General features: G+C 42.0%; 34 protein-coding genes. 6 read left to right on the top strand and 28 right to left on the bottom strand.

Annotated elements, in window-relative coordinates; translation table 11 throughout:
• Window position 1: 1 nt before the first annotated feature.
• The 7 genes from LCL96_RS16320 to LCL96_RS16290 all read right to left on the bottom strand — a co-directional run bounded on the left by LCL96_RS16320 (window position 2) and on the right by LCL96_RS16290 (window position 5,028).
• Window positions 2-904, bottom strand: coding sequence for a PhzF family phenazine biosynthesis protein (locus LCL96_RS16320; protein WP_224942749.1), 903 nt, complete (start codon window positions 902-904; stop codon window positions 2-4).
• A gap of 20 nt (window positions 905-924) precedes the next feature.
• Window positions 925-1,515 (bottom strand): AAA family ATPase, encoded by a 591-nt coding sequence (locus LCL96_RS16315; protein WP_224942745.1) that lies wholly within the window; start codon window positions 1,513-1,515, stop codon window positions 925-927.
• A 222-nt stretch (window positions 1,516-1,737) separates the two neighbouring features.
• Entirely contained in the window at window positions 1,738-2,547 is an 810-nt protein-coding gene (locus LCL96_RS16310; protein ID WP_224942743.1) for an MBL fold metallo-hydrolase, read from the bottom strand.
• A 23-nt stretch (window positions 2,548-2,570) separates the two neighbouring features.
• Complete coding sequence (locus tag LCL96_RS16305; RefSeq protein WP_224942741.1) at window positions 2,571-3,002, bottom strand: cytidine deaminase; 432 nt, start codon at window positions 3,000-3,002, stop codon at window positions 2,571-2,573.
• Window positions 3,003-3,018: 16 nt separating this feature from the next.
• Window positions 3,019-3,510: a kinase gene (locus LCL96_RS16300; RefSeq protein ID WP_224942739.1), complete on the bottom strand. Its 492-nt coding sequence runs from the start codon at window positions 3,508-3,510 to the stop codon at window positions 3,019-3,021.
• Window positions 3,511-3,525: 15 nt separating this feature from the next.
• A complete protein-coding gene (locus LCL96_RS16295) occupies window positions 3,526-4,593 on the bottom strand; it encodes a P1 family peptidase (RefSeq protein WP_224942737.1) in 1,068 nt (355 codons plus the stop codon).
• Window positions 4,594-4,605: 12 nt separating this feature from the next.
• Window positions 4,606-5,028: a DUF4181 domain-containing protein gene (locus LCL96_RS16290; RefSeq protein WP_224942735.1), complete on the bottom strand. Its 423-nt coding sequence runs from the start codon at window positions 5,026-5,028 to the stop codon at window positions 4,606-4,608.
• Between the two features lie 183 nt (window positions 5,029-5,211).
• Here LCL96_RS16290 and LCL96_RS16285 point away from each other — a divergent pair, with 183 nt between their 5' ends.
• The gene (locus tag LCL96_RS16285) at window positions 5,212-5,691 is read left to right on the top strand and encodes a DUF2975 domain-containing protein (protein ID WP_224942733.1); all 480 of its coding nucleotides are present in this window, start codon (window positions 5,212-5,214) and stop codon (window positions 5,689-5,691) included.
• A gap of 151 nt (window positions 5,692-5,842) precedes the next feature.
• Here LCL96_RS16285 and LCL96_RS16280 read toward each other — a convergent pair whose 3' ends face one another.
• The 3 genes from LCL96_RS16280 to LCL96_RS16270 form a co-directional block, all read right to left on the bottom strand.
• Window positions 5,843-6,463 carry a kinase gene (locus LCL96_RS16280; protein ID WP_224942731.1) on the bottom strand — a complete coding sequence of 207 codons (621 nt, stop codon included), beginning with the start codon at window positions 6,461-6,463 and terminating at the stop codon, window positions 5,843-5,845.
• A gap of 268 nt (window positions 6,464-6,731) precedes the next feature.
• Window positions 6,732-8,681 (bottom strand): PhoX family protein, encoded by a 1,950-nt coding sequence (locus tag LCL96_RS16275; protein ID WP_224942730.1) that lies wholly within the window; start codon window positions 8,679-8,681, stop codon window positions 6,732-6,734.
• A gap of 104 nt (window positions 8,682-8,785) precedes the next feature.
• Window positions 8,786-9,469 (bottom strand): RNA polymerase sigma factor, encoded by a 684-nt coding sequence (locus LCL96_RS16270; RefSeq protein WP_224942729.1) that lies wholly within the window; start codon window positions 9,467-9,469, stop codon window positions 8,786-8,788.
• A gap of 73 nt (window positions 9,470-9,542) precedes the next feature.
• Here LCL96_RS16270 and LCL96_RS16265 point away from each other — a divergent pair, with 73 nt between their 5' ends.
• Entirely contained in the window at window positions 9,543-9,962 is a 420-nt protein-coding gene (locus tag LCL96_RS16265) for a VOC family protein (RefSeq protein ID WP_224942725.1), read from the top strand.
• 33 nt (window positions 9,963-9,995) lie between these two features.
• Here the strand turns inward: LCL96_RS16265 and LCL96_RS16260 are convergent, their stop codons facing one another.
• Window positions 9,996-10,688: a hypothetical protein gene (locus LCL96_RS16260; RefSeq protein ID WP_224942724.1), complete on the bottom strand. Its 693-nt coding sequence runs from the start codon at window positions 10,686-10,688 to the stop codon at window positions 9,996-9,998.
• A gap of 126 nt (window positions 10,689-10,814) precedes the next feature.
• On the opposite strand from LCL96_RS16260, the gene LCL96_RS16255 reads away from it, so the two are divergent.
• On the top strand, window positions 10,815-11,066 hold the full coding sequence (locus tag LCL96_RS16255; protein ID WP_224942723.1) for a hypothetical protein: 252 nt from the start codon (window positions 10,815-10,817) through the stop codon (window positions 11,064-11,066).
• A 10-nt stretch (window positions 11,067-11,076) separates the two neighbouring features.
• On the opposite strand, the gene LCL96_RS16250 is transcribed toward LCL96_RS16255, so the two are convergent.
• The 12 genes from LCL96_RS16250 to LCL96_RS16195 all read right to left on the bottom strand — a co-directional run bounded on the left by LCL96_RS16250 (window position 11,077) and on the right by LCL96_RS16195 (window position 15,585).
• Entirely contained in the window at window positions 11,077-11,310 is a 234-nt protein-coding gene (locus LCL96_RS16250) for a DUF3953 domain-containing protein (RefSeq protein ID WP_224942722.1), read from the bottom strand.
• A gap of 7 nt (window positions 11,311-11,317) precedes the next feature.
• Entirely contained in the window at window positions 11,318-11,647 is a 330-nt protein-coding gene (locus LCL96_RS16245) for a hypothetical protein (RefSeq protein ID WP_224942721.1), read from the bottom strand.
• A 23-nt stretch (window positions 11,648-11,670) separates the two neighbouring features.
• Window positions 11,671-11,892: a hypothetical protein gene (locus tag LCL96_RS16240; protein WP_224942720.1), complete on the bottom strand. Its 222-nt coding sequence runs from the start codon at window positions 11,890-11,892 to the stop codon at window positions 11,671-11,673.
• 10 nt (window positions 11,893-11,902) lie between these two features.
• The gene (locus LCL96_RS16235; RefSeq protein WP_224942719.1) at window positions 11,903-12,523 is read right to left on the bottom strand and encodes a YdcF family protein; all 621 of its coding nucleotides are present in this window, start codon (window positions 12,521-12,523) and stop codon (window positions 11,903-11,905) included.
• 2 nt (window positions 12,524-12,525) lie between these two features.
• A complete protein-coding gene (locus LCL96_RS16230) occupies window positions 12,526-12,717 on the bottom strand; it encodes a hypothetical protein (protein ID WP_224942718.1) in 192 nt (63 codons plus the stop codon).
• 1 nt (window position 12,718) lies between these two features.
• Window positions 12,719-12,916 carry a hypothetical protein gene (locus tag LCL96_RS16225; RefSeq protein ID WP_224942717.1) on the bottom strand — a complete coding sequence of 66 codons (198 nt, stop codon included), beginning with the start codon at window positions 12,914-12,916 and terminating at the stop codon, window positions 12,719-12,721.
• 114 nt (window positions 12,917-13,030) lie between these two features.
• Window positions 13,031-13,216, bottom strand: coding sequence for a hypothetical protein (locus tag LCL96_RS16220; RefSeq protein ID WP_224942715.1), 186 nt, complete (start codon window positions 13,214-13,216; stop codon window positions 13,031-13,033).
• Window positions 13,217-13,327: 111 nt separating this feature from the next.
• Window positions 13,328-13,507: an SE1832 family protein gene (locus tag LCL96_RS16215; RefSeq protein ID WP_224942713.1), complete on the bottom strand. Its 180-nt coding sequence runs from the start codon at window positions 13,505-13,507 to the stop codon at window positions 13,328-13,330.
• Between the two features lie 38 nt (window positions 13,508-13,545).
• Window positions 13,546-13,917, bottom strand: coding sequence for a DUF4181 domain-containing protein (locus LCL96_RS16210; RefSeq protein WP_224942711.1), 372 nt, complete (start codon window positions 13,915-13,917; stop codon window positions 13,546-13,548).
• Between the two features lie 233 nt (window positions 13,918-14,150).
• On the bottom strand, window positions 14,151-14,414 hold the full coding sequence (locus tag LCL96_RS16205; RefSeq protein WP_224942708.1) for a hypothetical protein: 264 nt from the start codon (window positions 14,412-14,414) through the stop codon (window positions 14,151-14,153).
• A 147-nt stretch (window positions 14,415-14,561) separates the two neighbouring features.
• On the bottom strand, window positions 14,562-15,284 hold the full coding sequence (locus LCL96_RS16200; protein WP_224942707.1) for a zinc dependent phospholipase C family protein: 723 nt from the start codon (window positions 15,282-15,284) through the stop codon (window positions 14,562-14,564).
• 19 nt (window positions 15,285-15,303) lie between these two features.
• Window positions 15,304-15,585: a hypothetical protein gene (locus LCL96_RS16195; protein ID WP_224942702.1), complete on the bottom strand. Its 282-nt coding sequence runs from the start codon at window positions 15,583-15,585 to the stop codon at window positions 15,304-15,306.
• A gap of 196 nt (window positions 15,586-15,781) precedes the next feature.
• Between LCL96_RS16195 and LCL96_RS16190 the strand changes: the two genes are divergently transcribed.
• Window positions 15,782-17,134: a polysaccharide deacetylase family protein gene (locus LCL96_RS16190; RefSeq protein WP_224942700.1), complete on the top strand. Its 1,353-nt coding sequence runs from the start codon at window positions 15,782-15,784 to the stop codon at window positions 17,132-17,134.
• A gap of 21 nt (window positions 17,135-17,155) precedes the next feature.
• Here the strand turns inward: LCL96_RS16190 and LCL96_RS16185 are convergent, their stop codons facing one another.
• From LCL96_RS16185 to LCL96_RS23480, 5 genes are all read right to left on the bottom strand, one after another.
• Window positions 17,156-17,752, bottom strand: a complete 597-nt coding sequence (locus tag LCL96_RS16185) for a YdeI/OmpD-associated family protein (RefSeq protein WP_224942698.1) — start codon at window positions 17,750-17,752, stop codon at window positions 17,156-17,158.
• Between the two features lie 24 nt (window positions 17,753-17,776).
• Window positions 17,777-18,148, bottom strand: coding sequence for an iron chaperone (locus LCL96_RS16180; protein ID WP_224942696.1), 372 nt, complete (start codon window positions 18,146-18,148; stop codon window positions 17,777-17,779).
• Window positions 18,149-18,164: 16 nt separating this feature from the next.
• Window positions 18,165-18,704, bottom strand: coding sequence for a GNAT family N-acetyltransferase (locus LCL96_RS16175; protein WP_224942694.1), 540 nt, complete (start codon window positions 18,702-18,704; stop codon window positions 18,165-18,167).
• A gap of 103 nt (window positions 18,705-18,807) precedes the next feature.
• On the bottom strand, window positions 18,808-20,067 hold the full coding sequence (locus LCL96_RS16170) for a neutral/alkaline non-lysosomal ceramidase N-terminal domain-containing protein (RefSeq protein ID WP_224942692.1): 1,260 nt from the start codon (window positions 20,065-20,067) through the stop codon (window positions 18,808-18,810).
• A gap of 169 nt (window positions 20,068-20,236) precedes the next feature.
• Window positions 20,237-20,368 (bottom strand): hypothetical protein, encoded by a 132-nt coding sequence (locus tag LCL96_RS23480; RefSeq protein ID WP_263628202.1) that lies wholly within the window; start codon window positions 20,366-20,368, stop codon window positions 20,237-20,239.
• A gap of 230 nt (window positions 20,369-20,598) precedes the next feature.
• On the opposite strand from LCL96_RS23480, the gene LCL96_RS16165 reads away from it, so the two are divergent.
• Both LCL96_RS16165 and LCL96_RS16160 read left to right on the top strand, forming a co-directional pair.
• Window positions 20,599-20,922, top strand: a complete 324-nt coding sequence (locus LCL96_RS16165; RefSeq protein WP_224942690.1) for an ArsR/SmtB family transcription factor — start codon at window positions 20,599-20,601, stop codon at window positions 20,920-20,922.
• A gap of 70 nt (window positions 20,923-20,992) precedes the next feature.
• Complete coding sequence (locus LCL96_RS16160) at window positions 20,993-21,142, top strand: hypothetical protein (protein WP_224942688.1); 150 nt, start codon at window positions 20,993-20,995, stop codon at window positions 21,140-21,142.
• Window positions 21,143-21,148: the final 6 nt, after the last annotated feature.

Below are 21,148 nucleotides of genomic sequence, written 5' to 3'. Positions count from 1 at the left end.
TTCATTCTTCATTTGAGGTCCGTCCCTCACCGTAATGAATATCAAATTCATTAACATATACGGCTTGACCACTAATTTCTATTTCATAAGCCTCATTAATTCTTGTAACTTGCACCCTTACTCTGCCGTCTTTGTTCATTTCATGACCTTGCTCTATGAGGAGAGTTAGAGTTTCCTGGTTTGACAGGAATTGCGCATAATAGGCTCCCATCACCGCGGAAGCCGTGTCAGTGACCGGGTCCTCTGCTGTACCTGAATAGGCAGAAGAAAAATGACGACCATGCATGTCTGCCTTGTAATCATGTGTTTCCAAGCAAAATGGATGAACCGAGGCATGGGGAAACTCCTGTAAAATAGATGGAAATAGCTGATTTTCAGGTTTCATCTTCTGGAAAGAGTCCAGTGAGTTAATTGGTACCAACAACGTCCAATTACCGGTGCTACCATATACAATAGGCAAATCTTCATTTATATCATCCCGCTCAAGTCCTATGGAATGAGCTAATTTGTCCTTTGATCCATCAAACTCACGAAACTGAGGTTTGCCCTGTTTCATTGAGATAGTACCATTACTTTCAATCTTGATCGGGAGGATACCTGCTTTTGTTTCAATCGTAAAATATGATTTATCCTCCAATAACCCTCTTGTTTTTAATGCGTGCATCGTGGCGATGGTCCCATGCCCACATAGGCTCATTTCATTCCCTGGTGTAAAAAATCGGATACCAAGGTCAGCAACATCGGATGTTACTGGAAAAGACGTCTCATTAAATCCGACTTTATAAGCAATCTCCTGTTTTTCTTCATCTGTAAGGTTGTCTCCATGTAAGACGATTCCAGCCGGATTCCCCTTTTCAGGGATGGTTGTAAACGCGTCGTAGTGTAGGATGTTTATGGATTTCATTGTTGTTCCTCCAATGGATGTCAATCGTTCTCAGGTGAAGTGCACGTGCAGTTTTTGAGCTGAAATTTATCAATGATCTTCTCCGCAACCTCTTCCGGACTCATGTCCGTATTATTGATCTTTATATAATTCTCTCTTTCTATTTCCCCTTCCTTTGAGTTCAGACGAAGTTTCTCCAATGAGGCGAGCAATCGTTTCTCGGAGTCTTCGATATTACGCTTGGAAGGTTTATGCTGCAGACGGTTTGGAGTAGTGTTTCTTTGCAATCTCACTTCCAGGTCGGATTCAAGCTCAACGAAATATACTTCTGCACCGTTGGATTCGAAAATGTTCGTGACCTTCTCGACCCATTTCCAGTCATTTTCCTCGTTAAATGCCCACATGAACGTGAAAATCATTCCGTATTGTTCTGTTTGTGAGAAGGATTTGAAGATTTCTTCTCGCATCATGCCGCATATTCTCCACATTTCCTCTGTAAATCCGAAGAAAGGCTGCAGCAATTCGATGGTCATATGATTATGAAATAGTTTCAGTTCTGTTCTTTTTTCTAATTCTTGCCCCACCGTCATTTTTCCGACGGCCTGTGGTCCGAATAGTAAGATGAGTTTCATAGAATGGCCCCTTTTTTTGTCGTTTTCCCGTTTAGTTGAAGTGAAATGAACCCAGATGGCTGGATCATCCATCCTGGTTTAAACCCCTATTTGAGCCGGTTTGAACTCTTTATGATCCACTTCAGAAATATATGAGCCGGAATTAGGTACTTATGATCCGGAATATCAATTTATGAGCTGAATATTCATTTTATAAGCTGTTTGTCGAAAGGATACAGAAATCTACTCGTCTCTTTCAGCCTCTCTCTTCGCGATCTCTAAATTCTCAAAATGGATACTCTTCATTCCTTCAAAAAAAGAATACCTCTCGCGACAAAAGGCTTCGACCTCTTCTTCATCCTGTAAAAGATGATTAATATAATACGAGGACTCCTCCAGTCTTCGCGTCATTTCAGCCCTGTCATCCGTCACGGTTCCATGACCTGGGACATGAATCCCGATTGAGTGATGTTCCAAGATCGATTCAGCCTTTTTCATCGTTTTCTTATAATCTATGTAGCTGTTGCAAATGAATGGGAACTCAACATCAGACAGATAATCCCCTGTTAAAAGAATGCCCAAGGGTTCTATGACAGTGAAAAGGCCATCATGTGTATGCCCCGGTGCTTTGTAAAACGTTAAGGTAAGCTGTCCGAGATTGAGCTTCTCCCCATCACTGGTTATGGCGTGATCGACGGACGGATAGTGGGGATCGTAGTCCCGTTTTATATAATATCGTTGATCAAACTGTTGGATTTTCTGAACGATTTCGTTTTTTTGTTCATGATTTTCAAGTTCTTCTGTAGCGATCACCTTTGCCTCTGGAATGGCACCTGAACCGATGATGTGGTCGAAATCACTATGCGTGTAGATGATGTACAGCTGTTTGTCGCCTAACTCTTGATTCACATATTCCCGGATGGCTTGTATTTCATGTGGCAGCCAATTGGGATCGGTCATGATCATAACATCGTCGGTTTGGATGATGGCTGATGTGGTTTGATATAGTGCGCTTTGGAAAACAGTTAGAAATTCGTTTTTGTAGTGAATCATGATTTCCTCCTTATACTACTTTACTATTCTATTTCACTCCCATACTTCTCCGGCAGAAGTTCCATCACATTACATTTCACTAATTCACCCCGATACGATAGGATGACATCGGTCTGTGTCCCGTAATCACTGATTAACTCTCGACACATGCCGCAGGGTGCGACGACCCAGCATTTCTCGATATCTTCGTGTGGATGAGGGTGAGCGACGGCTACAATGGTTTCGAATTCATGGTCTCCTTCGGAAATAGACTTTCCGATAGCCATCGCTTCCCCGCAGACGGTGATCCTGCCAACATTCGCTTCTACATGAACGGCTGCATAAACCACCCCGGTTGTGGCTCTGACGGCTGAACCAATATGGTGACGACCGTATCGATAATTCTTTTCTATGACTCTTTCTGCTTCTTTAATCAGTTCATAATCTCTTTCTTCTAATGGTTTTACGTGTAACATGTTGCACTTCCTTTTTTCATATTTGCTTTGTAATTAATTCCACTATTTCATCCTGCGTCATCTCATCCGTTAAGAATACTTCCCCATCCACACACAGATGATCCCCCGGAGTCCACCAGTCACGCAAAGAATCCTCCCCGAACTCGCTCCGTTTGGAACGGGAATCATGACGACGAACGGTTTCTTGAAACGATAAATCATAATAATATGTATGGGCTTTTCCGTTATAGAAGCGGATTAACTCCCTAATCATGTCCCCATAGCGCTGTTCGGAAAAGATTCCTTCCAATATGACCACTTCACTCTTGCCTTTACCGTACTCTGTGATCTGTCGGATCAAATCTATGGACAGGTTGCCGTCCCGATCCTGAACCTTCAACATGTCTCTCCGGACGACATCCTGAGAGACCAGGAGTGTCCCCCGGCCAAAATGGTGTTGAAGGCGTTTGGCTGTCGTGGTTTTTCCGCTTCCCGAGTTGCCTCGTATGATGATCAATGTAGATTCCATACTTCCTCCCTGGTGTTAAAGCTTTATATTGTATTTCTCCAATACATCCTTTAATGCCGGCCTTTCATTTCCATCCCTGCCCACCACGGGAGTTGCGGTGATCAATGAGTTCAATACCGCTTCTTCCGTCGCTTCCCCGATTGCCCGGAAGGCAACGTCCATCTCTTCTTCATGGATCATGGCGACAGTCATGCATTGGGACGTTTGGTCATGTGGGATCTTTGTTGCCGTCGAGAAGCCGATGACCACCTCACCGCTCCCGGTTGTGATGACGGAACCAGTGCGGGAGAGTCCCGTGACCGTCCGCTTGATGATCCGGTTGAGCTGCCTTTCGGATAAAGGGAGGTCCGTCCCTGCAATGATGATGACGGAACCTTTGTCCTTTTCTTCACGGGTCTTGAGGATAGCTTTTTTCAGTTCTTCTCCCACCGGGTTCCCGTTAACGGTCAGATCGCTTAGTATTCCGAAGTTTGTTAGGACAAGGATCCCCATTGTGTAGGTCCCATGGTCCAACTTCATGATCCTTGATGCTGTCCCGATGCCGCCTTTCAAGGAATAACAGAGCATGCCGGTACCGGCGCCGACTGTCCCTTCCTCTACTTTTGAAGAGGTGTTTTCAAGTGCCCTATGGAAGTGATCCCTCGTGATGAACCGTGCTCTGATATCATTTAGAAACATGTCATTGCATTCACATACAACGGGATTGACGGTCCCCGTCGTTCTGCCGATCTCGGGATTCCGTTCGAGCATGTAATCAATCAAGGCATCGGCAGCTGTTCCAATGCTCAATGTGTTCGTTAATAGAATCGGAGTTTCCAATGTTCCGAGTTCGTTGATCTGGATCGTTCCCATCGTTTTACCGAATCCGTTGATGACATGTGTGGAAGCGATGAGCTTCTCTTTGAACAGACTCCCCTGATGAGGCAGGATCGCCGTGACCCCGGTCTGCATGTCTCCCTGGCTGAGTGTGACATGACCGACCGTGACCCCTGCCACATCCGTGATCGAGTTTTGCGTGCCCGTTTCCAGCTTGCCGATTTGGACTCCGTAGTCTCGTATCCTCTTTTGTCGCTGAGTATCCATGACGCTCCCCCTTTAGGTGAATATTCCGAAAAATCCAGTTGTAAAAAATAACAGCAATGTGGCTGTCAGGAACGTTAACTGTGCTAGGGTGAATTTATAATCATTGGGATTGTCTGAATGCTTTTTTTCAAAAACAGCCCTGACTGATTCCGACAGGAGGATAAATCCGAATACCAATATATGCGTTTCTAAGTACCACACTTTCCCGATGGAATCGGGGTTAGAAATATGAAAGAAAACACCTGCGATGATCAGGACCACAAATGCCATTCGAATCGTCCAGTCCACCTTTTTATGTGTTTCATTCAAATGATGATAAGAGAAGATCTGCTTCCTTTTGACGTTCAAAAGCCTTCTCATTCCTGCGTTGAACAGGAAGATGATGAGAGCATAGATGGATAGGAATAAAAAAAAATTCAACCAAATCGAATCCATTACATCACATCTCCTTTTCTCAGATGATACACTACCAATTATTCCAAAATATTCAATCAAACTCAATCTTTTCTTTGATTCGGTATGTACGTTTCATTCAATATAACATTACAAAAAACAATATAAATTTATTGTAAAACAATAAAAACTGATATAAAATAAATGAATAAGTGAGGTGCTTTTATGAAACAAGCTACGACGCTCTTATTAAAAATAGCTGTTTTTGTTATCGGTATCCCCGTTCTTGCTTTTTGTCTATTTTTAGTGCCCCCATTCGCGAATTTCGCAGCAAACTTGAATACAGGTATTGGTCTAATGAAATATCTCATTTTTATTGTGATGTATGGAGCAGCTTTGCCTTTTTTCTTTGCTCTATATCAGGCATTCAATCTATTACGATACATTGATGAGAACACTGCGTTCTCGGAATTATCTGTGAAGGCGTTAAAGAACATTAAGGGTTGTGCGATTACAATCAGCGGTTTGTATGTAGTAGGTATGCCATTCCTTCATTTAATAGCCAGGAACATTGACCCTCCCATTGGATTTGTGGGAATCATCATCATTTTCGGTTCGTTGGTTATCGCAGTTTTTGCGGCTATTCTACAAAGGCTTCTACAAGACGCAATTCACATAAAATCAGAAAATGATTTGACGGTTTGAGGTAGAGAGTATGGCCATTAACGAAGATATTAAAGTGGGGGGAGGGATAGTTAGTAAGCTATCCCTTTTTGCGTAAAAAACAGAAATTTAGTCAGTGAATCGAAAACTTAGCGGAAAGAAAATAAAGGGCCACATCAGAAACAGATCACCCTTATGGAACTTTAACAATATGATCCGCTCTTCCGATTGGGTCGTCATGGAGGAGGTAATGGTCTTCAGCCTTCCAATATCGCCGTTCATACTTGGCTACTCTTTCCTTTTCATCTCCTAAATAGAGGTCGCGTCCGATGACTCTTTCCGTTCTTTGCTCATGGGTACAGTCCAGAAAGATGACATAGTCAAAGAAATCACGCCATTCTTTCCGTTGAAGGAAGACGCCTTCTATCAGGACGATGGTGTTTTGATCGTAGATGAAATCTTTCTTTATAATCATGTCGCTGAATGAATCGTAGAAGGGTAACGTGACATCAAGGGTATGATGCAGCTTCTGAAACAGAGAGGATTGGAGTGTTCCAATGTCCCATTGAAGAGCATAGTATTCATACCATTCTTCTTCTCCAGTCCCGTAACGCCTCCTCTTTTCCACTATGTAATCGTCCAAATGAAGGATGGTGGTTTTCTGCTTGAGTTTATTTTTCAACGCTTTTGCAAACGTGGTCTTACCTGCCCCTCCCAGTCCGTCAATTCCTACAATGAAAGGGCGGTGATGCGTAGATCTCTTCTGATAACGCGGGAGCAATGTTTCGGTCACTAGATCCATCGCATCAATCATGATTTCAACACTTGTCCGCTATACGTGTCATGCTTCTCTAAACTCGCATTCTGGCATTGCACTTTTTTACCTAGAAGGGGCATCTCCAGAAAGAATCGATCTTTGTTCATCTTTTTCCTCCTTACGAATCCTCTTTTTACCAATTATTTCAAATCAAGATAAAAAACTCAATCCTAAACTCAAAGGTTATGATTCTTTCATAAAAAAAGAGGCCTGCCCTCTCCACATTAAACTCTAATGTGTCGGGGACAGACCTTTTTATCGAAGCTTATTCTTCTGAATCATCTTCAGCTTTGTTTTCATCATGGTCCTTTTGGTGGTCATCTTTCATGTCCACACCAGGAATGCCGGAGATATAACCGACTCCGCCTGTTTCCATGATGCCAAGCGTATCTTTCATCGCTTTCTCTAATTCTGTTTTATCAACGGCTGTGATTTCTTTCTCATCAAGATCCGCTCCAGGATGTTGATAGTTACTTAGGACATAATTCGAGTCCTTCATTGAATCCACCGCTCTTAATCCTGTTGCTTCTGCTCCAACGGGAACGGAAAGGATTCTGGAAAGCTTTTTCGTTTGTACATCATACGCCCACACGAAGTTGTTCGTATGCATATCGCTGTCTTCTCCGATGAAGAGGGTATTCAGATCTTCTGAGAAGCTCAGGTTGTCAGGGTTTGCTACTAAATCAGGGTTGGCCGTGTTTCCTAGTGCATCCGGAGAAGCAAGGTCCTCTCCCAATACAAATCCGTTCATGCTGGCAGGAACATAGCCGCTGTCAATCTTCTCATCGTCACGATCTGTTTGACCTTCTTGAAGATTTAATTCATATGTGACACCTGACTCAATCTTCGGAAGTTGAATGTCGTCCTGAACGGCTCCTTCTTGTTTTTCCATGCTTTCTTCTTGATAAGAGATGGCCATATACGCTTTATGATCTTCGGCGTTGACGGCAAGTCCCTCCATTTTGTTGAATTCAGAAGTCGCACCAAGGATGGCTCCGTAACGGCGTGGTTCTAAGAATGCTGCCGCTTTTTCCATGCCTGGCTTCACTTTTAGATATTCGACAGAATCATGGGAGTTCGTCTTAACAGCCGTAAACCCTTCTGTTGGTTCTTCCGTTGTTTCGAAAATATCGCTGAATGTCACTCCACCGTCGATCATGTCTTTGATTTCTTTGTCGGTACCGTGTCCAAGTTTGATCCAGTTTAAGTCACCAGATCCGCCTTTTTCTGTACCGGTTTGATTGAAATTAGCAGCATATAAAGTTCCTGCTGAGAAATCTTCTTCTTTATCGGCTACATACATGAACATCATCGTATTGCCGCCGTCGTCACCGAAAATGGCCGTCTTATTATCCGGAAGGACTTGCATCATTTCATGAGAGAAACGGCCAGTGCTGTAATGCTTGACGACGGATGGTTTTCCGTCATGTGATACGGAGATTTCTGGGATCCAGCCGTAATTGTAAGGATTTGCTTTTGATTCATCATGGAAGTAATAGTTCGCAAAGTTGCTGACTTCTTTATAGGCATCAGAATCTTTGTTTTCAAAATCTCTTGCGTCCGGCTCATATTCCTCTGAACCGAGGTGCGTGCCCCAATCCGTTGTGGATCCGTTACATGGGTTCCATAGTCCGTCTACGCTCGAGAAATCAATCTTATGAGCTTCTTTCACAGAAAGCTTGCCCGTTTTTTTATTATGGTCAAGCTCTGACAATGTCATCGATGCAGGAAGACCAGAGATCTTCTCACCTGCGTTATTTTGTGAATCATATTCAAAGTGGGAAACCATAAATGACTTGTTCCCTTTCTTCAGAAAGCTGTTGGAATCCGGCGCGTCCGAAATGAAATAAGATGGACTGGATGGAACGCTTTTGTCCATGATCGGATCACCGTTCACGTCGATCGGTGTACCGGCCGGAATCATTTCTCCCTTATTGTCTACGATTTTATCTTTTGATAGGTAGAGTTGATCATAGTTAAGAGGCAGTTCTTTCACTGTCCCGTCTTTATAAGTCACTTTGACTGTTGCTGTTGTATAGGTTTTCACCATATTTTTGATATTATCAGGAGCTTTCATGGAAGAGAATTCAACACTCTCGATTTTCTTGTGTGAATCTTTCTTTTCACCGTGGCCTCCGTTCTCTTGAGCCATGGCTGTTAAGGATGAAGATGCTAGTAACGCCATCGATAATCCGATTGATAGTCTTTTTTTCATCTTTAAAACCTCCTACTGTATTTACTACGACTCTAGTAAAACATCGAAAGTTTAAGCCAGTATGAATACAAGTGGGATAAGTTTAAATCTATGTAAATATTCATTTACGTTACGATATCAATTCTATGAGGATATGTTAAGGACGCAATCTCTAATACATTCCCGTCCAGATCAATCACATGAAATACCGACCTGTTTATGTCTCTCCTCACTTTAAAGTGTCGTGTTTCAAGCATCCGATAATAGCGAAAGATACGCGATGGGTCACTCTGTTTAATTGCGGTTGAGAGATTCTGAATCATTTCGGGATTGGCGAATGCAGGAACCGGTGTGTCTTCATTAACATCTGTCAGCTTTTTTCTGGAACGATGAAGGGCGGTTTTGATGGACTCATCGCTGACTCTCAACATGGCGGCGATTTCCTTTGTTGTATAGTTGAAGACATCTTTTAAGGTGATGAGCATCCCCTGCTGCAAAGGCAAAGCCGAAAGCAGGATTTCGATCAATCCCTCGAATTCAGATGGGTCATATACTCCATAGATTTCTTCATGTAGAGTAAAGGATTCCCTTTTCTTTCTTTTTCCATCGATAAAAAGGTTTTTGGCGACCGTGTAGAGAAATGAAAAAGTGAACGCCCGATCAGGATCCTGCTTTTTCAATGAGTAGATTTTCAGGAGCGTCTCCTGTACGAGGTCTTCTGCTTCCCATGTGGAACCCGTTAATTTCAGGCAATACCGATACAGTTTGGTGACCGTATGTTCCAACTCATCAAAAATCAGTTCAACCACCTCACATTTTTTGTAACTTTTTCTTCATTATATTCGTTATACATAGGAATTTCATTTATAAGGAGAGGATACGATGTTTAAGATTGGAAGTGTATTTGTCCCTGTGACGAATCTTGAGAAATCAACCGCCTGGTATGAGGAGCATTTAGGGTTGAAGAAAATCGATTCGTGGGACGGGGGTGCCGGCTTTTACTTACCAAACGGTTCGACACAGTTTGGGTTGATTGAAGTGGAAACCCCTCAACCGACGGAGTTTATCATTAAGGGGAAGCAAAAAAATAGCTATTTCAATTTTGTTGTACAGGATGTTGATTCAATTCATGAGGAATTGAACGGCAAAGGTGTCGTCACGTCCGATATCGACGACTTCGGCGGGATGCGCTTTTTCGATTTCTTTGATCCGGACGGAAATCCCTTCAGCGTGGTGAGCGAAGTGGAAGGATCACCGTTTCATTCGGATAATATTAAAAAGCTCCAGGAAATGAATCGCTGAAGAAAAAAGGTGGCCGGGATCCCGGCCACCTTTTTATTCTGATTCAACCGCTTTTTTGAGTGCGTCGAATGGTTCTTTTTCTTGTGAAGTGATTGTATAAACAGTCTTTCCTTTTTGCCACATCACCACGGTTGCGGGGTGGTCCTTAAATCCGTTGATTGTAATCACTCCCCTGTCTTCCGGAGCGGGCAAGTAGTTCGTCTCCAGATATTCTACGACGTTCTTAGCCATTTCTTCGGCTCCATCATATCCATCAATACCATACTGTGGATCTAGCGGAAAGTTGACTTTGATCAGCCAGCGACCTTCATTCCAATAAAGATACTCATGACCGGCCGCCCCTTCCTGAAGGCCTTTGATACCGTGACCAAGATCGATGTTCGTTTGATCGACCTTCTCATATCCTTCGATTTGAGCCGCCGCTTCTTCAGGTGAAGGATACTCCTTTTTCTGAATATCCTCGTTTTCACTGCTGGCATCACTTTCTGTTTCACCATTGCTGTCTCCAGCTTCTTCATTGTTTTCATTCTCATCGGCGTTCATATCTTCACCGGCATTTTCCTCTGCACTGTTTTCAGCATTCATATCCACGGAGGTATCCTTTTGGTTTTCGTCCATGGACTGAGTGTTTTCATCTTGATCTGATGCAGTCCCGTCCCCGCTGCAGGCCGTTAGGAGTAAAGCACTGCCAAGAAGGAGAGCTGCCGAAGTTGTTTTGAAAGTCATTTCTGCACCACCTTTTATCGTATATATACCACGTTAAGATGAATATATTCAATAAATGATGGAAAAAGAGTTACTACTTGGGCGAAGAAGGGTATGGATACATGAGTATAAAGGGGAGTTGTTTTCATGAAGATGACAAAGCTAGATCTGATGACCTGTTTATTATCAAGGGATCAGCATTCATTCAAGAAGTTTTATCAGGATTATGAAACATTTATGTTCCTTACAGGCTATAGGGTGACGGGATGCAGTACCGCGACGGAACAGTTGATTTTGATGATCATGAGGAATATATGGGAGCAACCCTCGGTCATTTCACGATCTTCGGACCGCTATTTATCGGTTATTTTGCAGAAGTTGATGGTGAATCATAAGTGAGACCTTCTATTTAATGTAAGAACAAGAATCCTTGAATTGAAGAGTAGAGGCAAAGTAAGCCCACTGATATTAATAACACTCCCCTCCCCTTATGGTCCTTTTTAATTTCTTCTATCCCCATGATTCCAATTGATAGACTAAACATCAACATCACAAGTTCAATCCATCTATATTCTTTCATCACCAGTACATAGATGGCCAGAATGAAGCTTGTTAAGGAGAATATACTCCCAAAAAATTTCATGATTCCATCACTCCGCTTTCTTGCCGTTTTGAAAGGTCATTTGTTTCTTTTCGAAAAAGTCGTCTTCCTTGATATCTCCGATTAATAGAGATTTGAATTCATCGAATAACAAATGTACCTCCGACTCTTCGTTTAATCGCTCCATACTCCTTCGGTACTCATTTTCATCCTGATAACGAGATATTTCCATCCATTTTGTTTCATCATTCTTACTGTTTATGTAAATAGTTTGGTAGTCAATATACTGACCATACAATTCCCCTGCTCGTTCTTGGATGTCCAGAAACTGTTCTACCTTCTCTTTCGGAATATGATAATGATAGATTTTGACGTACATTGAATCCCTCCATATTGTAAGTGTTAGGACCCATTTGTAGAAGAAAGCTTCTTTGCCTTATTATATTCCTGCATTGACCGAAGCAACATTAGGGTCATCATAACGATCAAATACAGGGGCTGACGATCGAAATGATCCTCAATGAATACATCCTTGATCAGAACATAGCAGCCATACAAAATCCAAAATCCTGTAAAGTAGGTGAGAAAACGCCAGAATCTCGGATACGCTTTTTCTTTTGTCATTTTCCGCCTCCTAGCATTCTATTTTATGAATAAGAACATCCTCATCTTTCAAAGCACCCTGCTTCACATACCGGATCAAACTTCCCGATTCCTTTTTGACCCGTTTGATCCCCGTTTCACTTAGGAACCAGTTATCTTCTCTAGTATTGTCATCTTCTGCCGGGCATAAGGTGAATGATATCCATTCCGGCATATAGGTTTTCAGCGTCAGATGAAGTCTTCTCATATGGTAGGAAGATGTTACGACGAGCAGCCTCCTAATGTTGTGTAAATGAAATTCCCGATCAAGAACAAGGAGGGATGCCAGAACATTTTTAAGGGTGTGTAGGGAAAGCGTTTCTGTTAAGATATCTTTTTCCGGAACTCCTAATGAGATTGCTTCCCTTTTCAATTTTTCGGCTTCGGTATACTCACTCCCCCACCATTTCACGCCACCGGAAAACAGGATTTTACCGGCTCTTCCCTGTTTATACAGCTCCACGGCTTTAGGTAAACGGTATGTCATGGCCTTACTGCTTCCCGCCACGAAGATACAATCTCCATGCTGTTGATCGTCTTCAATATCCGAGAATAATAGATTCCCCATCTGATCATGTGTAAGCCTTTCAATCTCCAAAGTCGATATGTACATACTCAAATACTCACCATGACAGAATAAAAGAACAACAGTACCGAAATCATTCCAACCGCATAAAGGGACAGCTTCTTAAGGCGATCGCTTTCAAATGTCTTATTGAGCAAGTAAAAAAAGCCGACTACCCAAATCCCGTCTAAAAAGAACGTCGAAATGATATTCCTGAACACATTAAAGAATAAAAGCATCATGTTAAGCCCCTTCTTTCTCTTTTTTCATTTGATTAAGGGTCAACATAAGGCCCGTAAATCCTGCCAAAAAAGAAGGTGGTAGACTCCACATCAAATATCTCCATTGACCCGTATACAGAGAGACAAAGAGAAAAAAGAGTGGAAATCCGACTAATACGACCCACGACACAAGTAAAGCCAATTGATTATTGTTTTTCATATAGAACCTCCGTTCAGGTATACTTGGTATTCCATTTCCATATTAACATAATTTTCCTACATAAGTTCTCAAAAAAAGAGGCACTCTTCCCATTTAAGAAAAGTACCCGTTCAATCACCTTTTGAATAAAAGGAATAAAATAAGAAAAATAATCATTCCCAAGAACAAAAGATACCCCATTCCCATGCTGTAGACGAAGTACACCCTCACATGAAGGATGATGCGGATGATATGAAAGATCAGGATGCACAAAAGCACCAGAATGACGATGTTCACCTGTCTGTCACGATTGCGATACATTGAAATCAGCCCCTATCAGAGAGCCAGATACAAGTTGGAACTTGTACCGTTCGTCTTTCTATATACCTATTTTCCATGCAGCTTCAATATTCATGAAACATATGATGATGCTTAGTCGATGGCATCCAGTTTCCTATGTAGCTGAGATAGCTCCTGCTCAAGTTCGTCCAACTTTCTTTGTTGAATATCCGTGTTTCTGCCGAAGGTTTCCAGCTTCTCAAGATCTCCTTGGATACGAATATACTCTAATTTCACTTCGTTGATTTGATATTCTAATTCTGATTTAGTCATGGTGCTTCCTTCCTTTCATAAGATGTTTTTATTTTGGATTACAGCAATAAGTCAAATGAATATCCAATTGAGATGAAAACGATAAAGACAATGAGCCCCAGAAATGTAATGATGTATTCTCTTTTTGCGTTCTCGTGTTTCCACTGCATATAGGAATCAAATGCTAAGGTCATCATGATAATTAGAGCACCTATCACCCCTGAACCTGAAGGAAAGAATACGATGGTGGCAAAGAATATGCCCCCAAGAATCCGTTTCCCCCACTTATGGAAAGCATTGACTTCATGTGCTTCGGATCTTTTTACAATCTGCCACTTTTTCCTGACTATTTTTTCGATCACATAAAAGATCAGTATAAATGCTGCAAGATACAAGATAAACTGAATAATATCATTTTGAAGAATGTTCACAGCACATCGCCACTCTCTTTCTTGGAAGGTCTTTCGCATTTAATCGCTAAAGCTATATTTCAAACCAATAATAATAACTTAATAACAAAACACTAATTACCATAATGAGAGTGAAATGACCATTTTTAATCCTTTTGGTACCTCCGAAATAGAAATAGAGTGCTCCTATCAAGAAGACGATATATAGTATGACTTTTATTATGAGCTCCATATTTCACCTCTTTTATATGAATCTACAAATAAGAATTCCACGCCACAATCACTAACACCACTAAAAATCCTATACGATAAAACGCCTTTTCTTTTCTTGTGGCACCAATCTTATCATCTTCAAATTTAAAATACGAAACAAGTAAAAAATATCCGAACATCGTCAGGCCGTATCCCACATGATCGTTCACAATGGATAAATTCCTTAACATCGCCAGCCCTATAAGAAGGAGTCCTGAATATCCCAGTATGAGATAAATATGCTTTCTGGCTTGTTCCTCCTTCATGCATCAGCCCCCTTTTCAAATTCTATCGGGTCTTTCCTCATTTCCTCTGTTCGTTTGCCTTTTCATTTTCCCCTGCTATCCAAGCCATTGCTAAAACCACACCTGTTAGAATGATCGGTGTAAGTAGATTCATAAGTTCCCCTCCTATCATTTTTTCAAAGAGTAAGATTCCCAAAGATCCTCCTCTTGAAAGATTGTTTGCAAGATATCCACCAACTTCTCCGTCGTCTCCTCGACAAACTGCGTAACTTCATCAGGGGTTAAATAGGTAAACATATAATCCGGTTCCAGAGCGAAGGCATAAGAATCACCTAAATAAAAGGCCGTAATCCGTTTAATTTGTTTGGTAATCTGGTTCTCTGGAAAGATGTCCAGGTAATCTGGAAAACTCTTAATATGTTGAAAAACACGATGAAATACTGTATCCGTGTTTCCTTGTAAATAGACGAAATCCGTTCCATACCAGTCCCCTTTTATTTTTCTCGTGTATTCAGGTGTTCCGAGAATCGTTTGATAAATGGGTTCTTTCTTCTTTTCGTGATGCATCTTGCTCCATTCCACATCCGTCACCAGATGAAGGTAGTACCCTAAATAAAAGGATGAGCGGGGATCGGTGAAACCCTGTCGACCTTCTATGTATTGTTTCAGAAACAGGTCTGGATTTATTTTCCCATTTTCTCTAAAATGAGTGATGATTTTATCAGGATGAAAGATACCTGTCTCTGGGTCAGGCAATCCACAATCCGGACCGATATTCCCTACGACAAACTCTTCTTCAGCAACCTGCAAACCTTTATTCAAAAGTTTCTCTGCGATTCTGAAATGTACCATCCACGTGGCCAATGCCATCAGCTCCTTTTCATAATCCATCTAATCTGCCTTTACTTGATTACGCCTCTCCCATTCCGAACCCTAGAACCAATACATACAAAATGGAAACAGTTAATAATACGGCAAACGTTAACCCCACAAGAGCAAACCCGTTTTTTTCATTTCGTTTCTTCAGAGCGATGATGCTCAGGATAAGGGAAAAGGGAGCCCCAATGAAAAGTGTATAAAAAATCGTATAAATGATTGATTGATCGTTTATGTTTGAAACGTTAAACAATAGAACAAATAATACGAGCGGGATTCCTGCTGACACATAACTGAGCCATGAGTATTTTTTCACAGTGATGACCGCCTTTCTAAACCACTCTCTTCTTAAATAGACGATTGTAAGGGTCGAGAAGTTTCATGTTCATCCACTCTTTCCCAATTTATTAGAAAGTCGTGAAAGAATCATTGAATTCTCACAAATAATTTGAAATAATTGGAATTGTTTCGTTTTTCAAGGATGACTTTTTTACCAGAAAAGAGGATGCGTGATGTTGAAGAAGATTCCCTTCAGAAGGATACGCTGGCCAGGTTGGGTAGTGTTGGCTGTGATTGGTCTTTCATTCGTTTATGGCATGACACAGCTCATCGAGGCCATTCGATTCGAGCCTGTGTCAGACAGTGTTTCCCCTCTGACCAATGACTATAAAACGGAAACTAAGAATACGGATACGTACACGATGTCCATCAACATCCCGATGATGGAAGATGAAAGCATAAAGAAACCCATCCAAAGGTGGATTGAGCATGAGAAGGAAGCCTTTTTAGAAAAAGTGAAGGAAAACAAGAATCAGCTGGGTAATGGCACCCGCGCCCACCTTGTCATTCAGGCAGACAGCAAGAAATCTACAGATGACACTTTTCACATCCTCTTTCACTCCTATATGCTGGTGGGTGACGTCAAGGGGAAAGAGCACGTAAAGACGTTTACGATCAATGCTGCTGAAAAAAAGATCGTCAAACTACCTGACATCATGAAAACGAATGAAGAGTCGATCAATATGATAGGGAACCGTCTCATGGGACATCCTGAATCTAAAGTGCAGAAGGTATTACAGGATCCAGCCTCTTGGAACTGGTCTCTCAACGAAAAAGCACTCACTCTATACTTTAATGATCTCGATGAATACGGTCCCACACAGGTGAACATTCCGATTCATGCCATCCTCCCCTATTTGGATGAAAGGATAGAAGGTTCGTTGAAAGTAGCAAAAGCATCGGTTGAATATGGAGAAAAATACGTCGCCCTCACCTTTGATGACGGACCGGATCCAGATGTGACACCACGGATTCTTAAGATATTGAAAGACCATGACGTCCATGCCACGTTTTTCATGCTTGGTAGTCAGGCGGAGAAATACCCGGATGTCGCGAAGGATGTCGCAGAAGCCGGGCATGAAATCGGCAATCACTCCGACCATCACAAGGATTTGACGAAGATTGGAAAGGAGCAAATGGTTCAAGAGGTCCTCGCCTCCAGTAAGAAAATCATGAGCGCGACCGGTCAACTTCCCTCCGTCCTGCGTCCGCCTTATGGGGCAATCAATGCGGAAGTGGAAAGGTTTGCCCAAGATAGCCATTCGACCCTCGTCCTATGGTCCGTCGATTCGCTTGATTGGAAAAACAAGAATGTGAATGCTATCCATTCCACGGTGCAGAAGGAAATAGCTCCGGGAGCCATCATTCTCCTTCATGATGTTCATTCCACGACAGCTGATGCGTTGCCTGGATTATTGGCCATGCTTGAAAAGGAAGGGTATCAATTCATCACTGTCTCACAGCTACAGTCGAAACTTACAGTGGAAACCGCCAGCCCTTTCTATGGGAATATGAAAAAGGGATGAAGCTAGCTCATCCCCCCTCCTTCATTCATCATTCATGCCCTTACCGTCCAAGATGTGCTGCACATATTTCTCAACCCTCGACTCCCTAGTCTTCGATTGTTTCGCCTTGGATATAAAAAGGATATATGCCCTCTGACGTCCCGGCGTCAGGTTTTCAAAAGCCGTTTTTAACTCCGGCATATCATCAAATTTCTGTTGAAGTTCATCTGGAACAGAGTACTCTTCTGTCTTTTTCAATTCCACTTGGAGACCGGCTTTTTCGATTTCGATGGCTTCCTGGATATACGATGTCAGGACCGATTTCATTTCGATGATTTCTTTCGCACTGGTGAATCGGATTTGACGGGCAGACTGCACATTCTCGGTTTGTTGAATGAGAATCCCTTGCGGATCTTTCATCAGTGCCCCTTTGTGAAACAGCAGCGCACAGTATTCTTTAAATCCATGCATCAGCACGATGTTTTTCCCTTCTAGTGTGTAACAGGGATGCATCCACTTGATTTCTTCCTCCAGTTCTTCAAAGGAAAGCAGGATACTCCTCAGTCTCTCATATTCTTCGTTCCACTTCTTGGCTTTCTTAATAAAACCATCTACTTTACGATTCGGTTTTATCATCATGTACACCTCCTATCAACGAGCGATCTATTTTCGCCAAAAGCTCGTGAGTTCTGCTTTTTCCTGAATGTTATATGTAATGATATCTTCTAGCAATGCGTAGTTCACCGGATCTTTCCACGGCATGCGGAACAATCCTTTCGTGGCACTGTACCCGGCTTCTTTAATGCGATCGGCAAAATGCACCATCGTGACTTCTTCAGGCGCGACACTCACATGTTGCTTCGCAGTCGAGATCCCAATGATAAAGGTGCCGTGATCTGTAAACATCGGCGTATTCCACTTGGTCGCGGGTTCCAATTGTGGGAAAGTCGATGCCACCCATGTCAGGATTTCCTCCATTCTGTTGCGGTGATCTGGGTGATCGATTCCGTTTAAATAACTTGAGAAGACGTCCATGTTGTTTCCTCCTTCATTATGCTTTTCTTCGTAATACGGTTATAAAACCGTCCAATATGTCATGGGAAATGGTAAATCCTTTTCGCTGGTAAAAAGCCAATGCCTCCTCATTCCCATTCGAGGTGAAGACAAAATAATCCTCGACATCCTCAAACGTGTTCAACCACTCCATAGACATAGTGTATAATTTCGATCCGATGCCGAATTGCCGATAGCCTTCTTTTATGTAAAATTGCGAAAGACAACCTACGTTCTCTTTCTGGACAGATGACAGGTCGAAGAACGTGGCAAAATCATTCGAATAGGCTTCCTTCGGTGAGATATTGGTATACACATAGGCAATAATTTCGTTATTTCTTTCCGGATCTTTCACGACCACAAGATAATTATGTATGGCACTTTTAATCGACGGCAGCATCCTCGTATCGAAGTTCATGCTATCAAATCGTTCAGGTGCAATGGATGCCTTCGATTTCTGAAAAGCCATCAGCTCATTGCAAAGATCCCGGCAAAGTTCTGCCTGGGCTTCCGGGATCACTTCGTATTGTAATTCCACTGTTTAATCGCTCCTTTTCACGACTCTATTATCTCACTATATAAGAATTCTTTGTAAGCAATGGAATTCCTTTATTCGATGGACGATTTCAATAGGACTATCATCATTTTAACCGTTCCACTACCGTATCAATCACTCTTTGATTCGTTTCCTCTGCCGGCGGCATCCAAAGTTGAGTGATCGGTCCGTAGACCACGGGATTTAGTTCGACTTCGTATCCCCCAAATGGATAGGCCTCCTTTGTAGGTAAATATCCCAGATAGCCATTGGTATAGCCTCCAAAGAAGGCTATAGGGTTATCCAGTTTCTCCTGGATGATCAGGGCTGATTCTGAAAAGGGCTCCATAGGGATACCGGAAAAGGATCCTTCGTTTATCTGGAATGATTGAATTTCTAACTCGATCGTGATTTGTCTGTCGTGCTGTTCATATTTTTCCAACACCCGTTCAAGCCATCTGCTTGTGTTAACACCCCATTGCTCCTGAGCGTTGGAAGCCATTTTATAAATTCCGTCTGGTTTTGGTATCTCGATTAAACGCATCGGCAGCAAGGTTGAAGTCGTTTTCAACCTGGAAATTCCCTTATATGTGAGGGATGGGATCATGGTTAATACACTTCCGCTTAATGCATATGCCATTTGCTTTAATGCTGCTTGTGATCCCCGGTATGTTGCATTGATATTCCCTGCCGCTCCCTGGACGATGATGACGGGGCAAGCAAGGATTCCTTCAAGAATCCCCCTTGTCACTCCCGGGTAATCCCCTGATAGACAATCACTATCCGATTTTAGAACATTGGGGTGTGCTGTACAGAAAACGATGGCCCCTAATAGCGTATGGTCATTCTGATGCCGGATGGCCAGAATCCCGATTCGCTTGTCCACTGGCCCCTGTTCATTCGTCCCCATCATCACTTTTCCTTCGGATGTTTCTTCTCTTCGGTTCACTCCGATTTCTCCGAGCGTGACGTTCCATCCGACTTCTGCCAGGCGTCTATTTTCATGAGCCTTGACGGCAGACATCACGGTATTTTCCATGAGAAGCCGTTTATATGACTGTACGATTTCATCTGAGCTCGCAGTGGCTGGACCCGAATGGGTATGAGTAAAGACGACGGTTATGTTTTCAAAGGGGATATCCAGTTCAGCGGCAATCCGCTCGCGAATCTTTGTAGTATCTTCTATCAGCATACCGATGTTATCGATACTGATAAAGACCGTTTTGTCCGTATCGGTTTCAAACACAAAGGCGGTGGAATAGATGCGTTCTTCGATCGACTTTATGCCACCTGGTCTGTGATATCCGATAAAGTCGATTCCTAAAGGGGGCGTTATGTCTGTCTTGTAAACTCCTGCTTTGCTCAAATGGTCCATCTCCTGTAAACAAGTATTCTAATAATAACATCCTAAATTACTATCAATTATTTCAAAATATTTTATCTTCCTCAAACATTTTCCACTTATCAAATAATATTTCCCATTTCAACATAAAAAAAGATAAGGGTACCTTTCCCTTATCCATATCTATTGTATACTAGCAGCATGGTGTTTCAGCGATTTCATCAGCACTACAACAGCTCTCATCTTTCACTTCTTTTATTTCAATCTGGCAACAATCTTGAGAATTGCTTTTCTTGTTCCCTACTAAAACCTTAATAAAATTCATCTCATCCATCCCCTTTTAATTAATCAAATTATTTTGATTTATACCGTAAGTATATGTTCCATTTTCTAGAAATGCAACTATTAAATCAAAAAAAATTGATTTTATGAACACCGGCTTCCTCCACCGCATAGTATACATCAAAATTATTTGATTTAATGCTTGACACATGAAAATAATGGATATAAGATGACTACATCAAGAAAAATTGATTGAGAAACGAGGATCCAGTGATGACAAACGATATTCCATTACAAGACGTATCGGGCACAAAGATATTTGAAACCTACGAACAGAAATTCAAAGCCATTGCCGATCAAAAAAGGCTTCAGATCATGAACATTTTGACTATGAAAGGCGAAATGTGCGTATGCGACCTGGCTCCATTAATGGAAATGAAGCAGTCCAAATTATCCTACCACTTAAAGATCCTTCTAGACGCAAACATTGTAAAAAAAGAAACAAAAGGAACTTGGAGTTATTACAGCTTGAATCAGGATGAGATCAACCACCTGCTTTCAGCCGAATTATGCTGCCTGTTCAGGCCTTCCTGTTAAAATTTTCGATTATAAATCAATTTTTTTTGATTAATAAATCAAATTATCTTGATTAAAAGGAGAGAAACATATGCTGAATTTTCACAAAGAAGAAATGACCTTAAAATTAAAAAGAACGGAAATGCAGGAATTCGTCGCCCTATACCAAACGAAACCAGCAGCTCCGATCATCAACCAAAAAGAACCAATATGCTGCAGCCCTTGCTGCCCGGCCGTTTAATTCTGA

Origin of the sequence: Rossellomorea aquimaris, assembly GCF_020172085.1 — a bacterium.
Taxonomy (GTDB): Bacteria; Bacillota; Bacilli; order Bacillales; family Bacillaceae_B; genus Rossellomorea; species Rossellomorea aquimaris_E.
Note: the sequence above shows the minus strand (reverse complement) of the source record. Positions and strands in the feature narration are given on the sequence as shown.

What these genes read in the sequence shown, in the direction of transcription:
- LCL96_RS16185 (WP_224942698.1), bottom strand. Translation starts at nt 17,752, where the DNA reads ATGATGATAAAACCGAATCGTAAAGTAGATGGTTTTATTAAGAAAGCC.
- LCL96_RS16200 (WP_224942707.1), bottom strand. Translation starts at nt 15,284, where the DNA reads ATGGATTATGAAAAGGAGCTGATGGCATTGGCCACGTGGATGGTACAT.
- LCL96_RS16220 (WP_224942715.1), bottom strand. Translation starts at nt 13,216, where the DNA reads ATGTATCGCAATCGTGACAGACAGGTGAACATCGTCATTCTGGTGCTT.
- LCL96_RS16190 (WP_224942700.1), top strand. Translation starts at nt 15,782, where the DNA reads ATGTTGAAGAAGATTCCCTTCAGAAGGATACGCTGGCCAGGTTGGGTA.
- LCL96_RS16180 (WP_224942696.1), bottom strand. Translation starts at nt 18,148, where the DNA reads ATGGACGTCTTCTCAAGTTATTTAAACGGAATCGATCACCCAGATCAC.
- LCL96_RS16255 (WP_224942723.1), top strand. Translation starts at nt 10,815, where the DNA reads ATGAAGATGACAAAGCTAGATCTGATGACCTGTTTATTATCAAGGGAT.
- LCL96_RS16285 (WP_224942733.1), top strand. Translation starts at nt 5,212, where the DNA reads ATGAAACAAGCTACGACGCTCTTATTAAAAATAGCTGTTTTTGTTATC.
- LCL96_RS16280 (WP_224942731.1), bottom strand. Translation starts at nt 6,463, where the DNA reads ATGATTGATGCGATGGATCTAGTGACCGAAACATTGCTCCCGCGTTAT.
- LCL96_RS16275 (WP_224942730.1), bottom strand. Translation starts at nt 8,681, where the DNA reads ATGAAAAAAAGACTATCAATCGGATTATCGATGGCGTTACTAGCATCT.
- LCL96_RS16320 (WP_224942749.1), bottom strand. Translation starts at nt 904, where the DNA reads ATGAAATCCATAAACATCCTACACTACGACGCGTTTACAACCATCCCT.
- LCL96_RS16165 (WP_224942690.1), top strand. Translation starts at nt 20,599, where the DNA reads ATGACAAACGATATTCCATTACAAGACGTATCGGGCACAAAGATATTT.
- LCL96_RS16305 (WP_224942741.1), bottom strand. Translation starts at nt 3,002, where the DNA reads ATGTTACACGTAAAACCATTAGAAGAAAGAGATTATGAACTGATTAAA.
- LCL96_RS16245 (WP_224942721.1), bottom strand. Translation starts at nt 11,647, where the DNA reads ATGTACGTCAAAATCTATCATTATCATATTCCGAAAGAGAAGGTAGAA.
- LCL96_RS16300 (WP_224942739.1), bottom strand. Translation starts at nt 3,510, where the DNA reads ATGGAATCTACATTGATCATCATACGAGGCAACTCGGGAAGCGGAAAA.
- LCL96_RS16265 (WP_224942725.1), top strand. Translation starts at nt 9,543, where the DNA reads ATGTTTAAGATTGGAAGTGTATTTGTCCCTGTGACGAATCTTGAGAAA.
- LCL96_RS16235 (WP_224942719.1), bottom strand. Translation starts at nt 12,523, where the DNA reads ATGTACATATCGACTTTGGAGATTGAAAGGCTTACACATGATCAGATG.
- LCL96_RS16295 (WP_224942737.1), bottom strand. Translation starts at nt 4,593, where the DNA reads ATGGATACTCAGCGACAAAAGAGGATACGAGACTACGGAGTCCAAATC.
- LCL96_RS23480 (WP_263628202.1), bottom strand. Translation starts at nt 20,368, where the DNA reads ATGAATTTTATTAAGGTTTTAGTAGGGAACAAGAAAAGCAATTCTCAA.
- LCL96_RS16310 (WP_224942743.1), bottom strand. Translation starts at nt 2,547, where the DNA reads ATGATTCACTACAAAAACGAATTTCTAACTGTTTTCCAAAGCGCACTA.
- LCL96_RS16315 (WP_224942745.1), bottom strand. Translation starts at nt 1,515, where the DNA reads ATGAAACTCATCTTACTATTCGGACCACAGGCCGTCGGAAAAATGACG.
- LCL96_RS16260 (WP_224942724.1), bottom strand. Translation starts at nt 10,688, where the DNA reads ATGACTTTCAAAACAACTTCGGCAGCTCTCCTTCTTGGCAGTGCTTTA.
- LCL96_RS16250 (WP_224942722.1), bottom strand. Translation starts at nt 11,310, where the DNA reads ATGAAATTTTTTGGGAGTATATTCTCCTTAACAAGCTTCATTCTGGCC.
- LCL96_RS16290 (WP_224942735.1), bottom strand. Translation starts at nt 5,028, where the DNA reads ATGGATTCGATTTGGTTGAATTTTTTTTTATTCCTATCCATCTATGCT.
- LCL96_RS16240 (WP_224942720.1), bottom strand. Translation starts at nt 11,892, where the DNA reads ATGACAAAAGAAAAAGCGTATCCGAGATTCTGGCGTTTTCTCACCTAC.
- LCL96_RS16230 (WP_224942718.1), bottom strand. Translation starts at nt 12,717, where the DNA reads ATGATGCTTTTATTCTTTAATGTGTTCAGGAATATCATTTCGACGTTC.
- LCL96_RS16215 (WP_224942713.1), bottom strand. Translation starts at nt 13,507, where the DNA reads ATGACTAAATCAGAATTAGAATATCAAATCAACGAAGTGAAATTAGAG.
- LCL96_RS16160 (WP_224942688.1), top strand. Translation starts at nt 20,993, where the DNA reads ATGCTGAATTTTCACAAAGAAGAAATGACCTTAAAATTAAAAAGAACG.
- LCL96_RS16205 (WP_224942708.1), bottom strand. Translation starts at nt 14,414, where the DNA reads ATGAAGGAGGAACAAGCCAGAAAGCATATTTATCTCATACTGGGATAT.
- LCL96_RS16225 (WP_224942717.1), bottom strand. Translation starts at nt 12,916, where the DNA reads ATGAAAAACAATAATCAATTGGCTTTACTTGTGTCGTGGGTCGTATTA.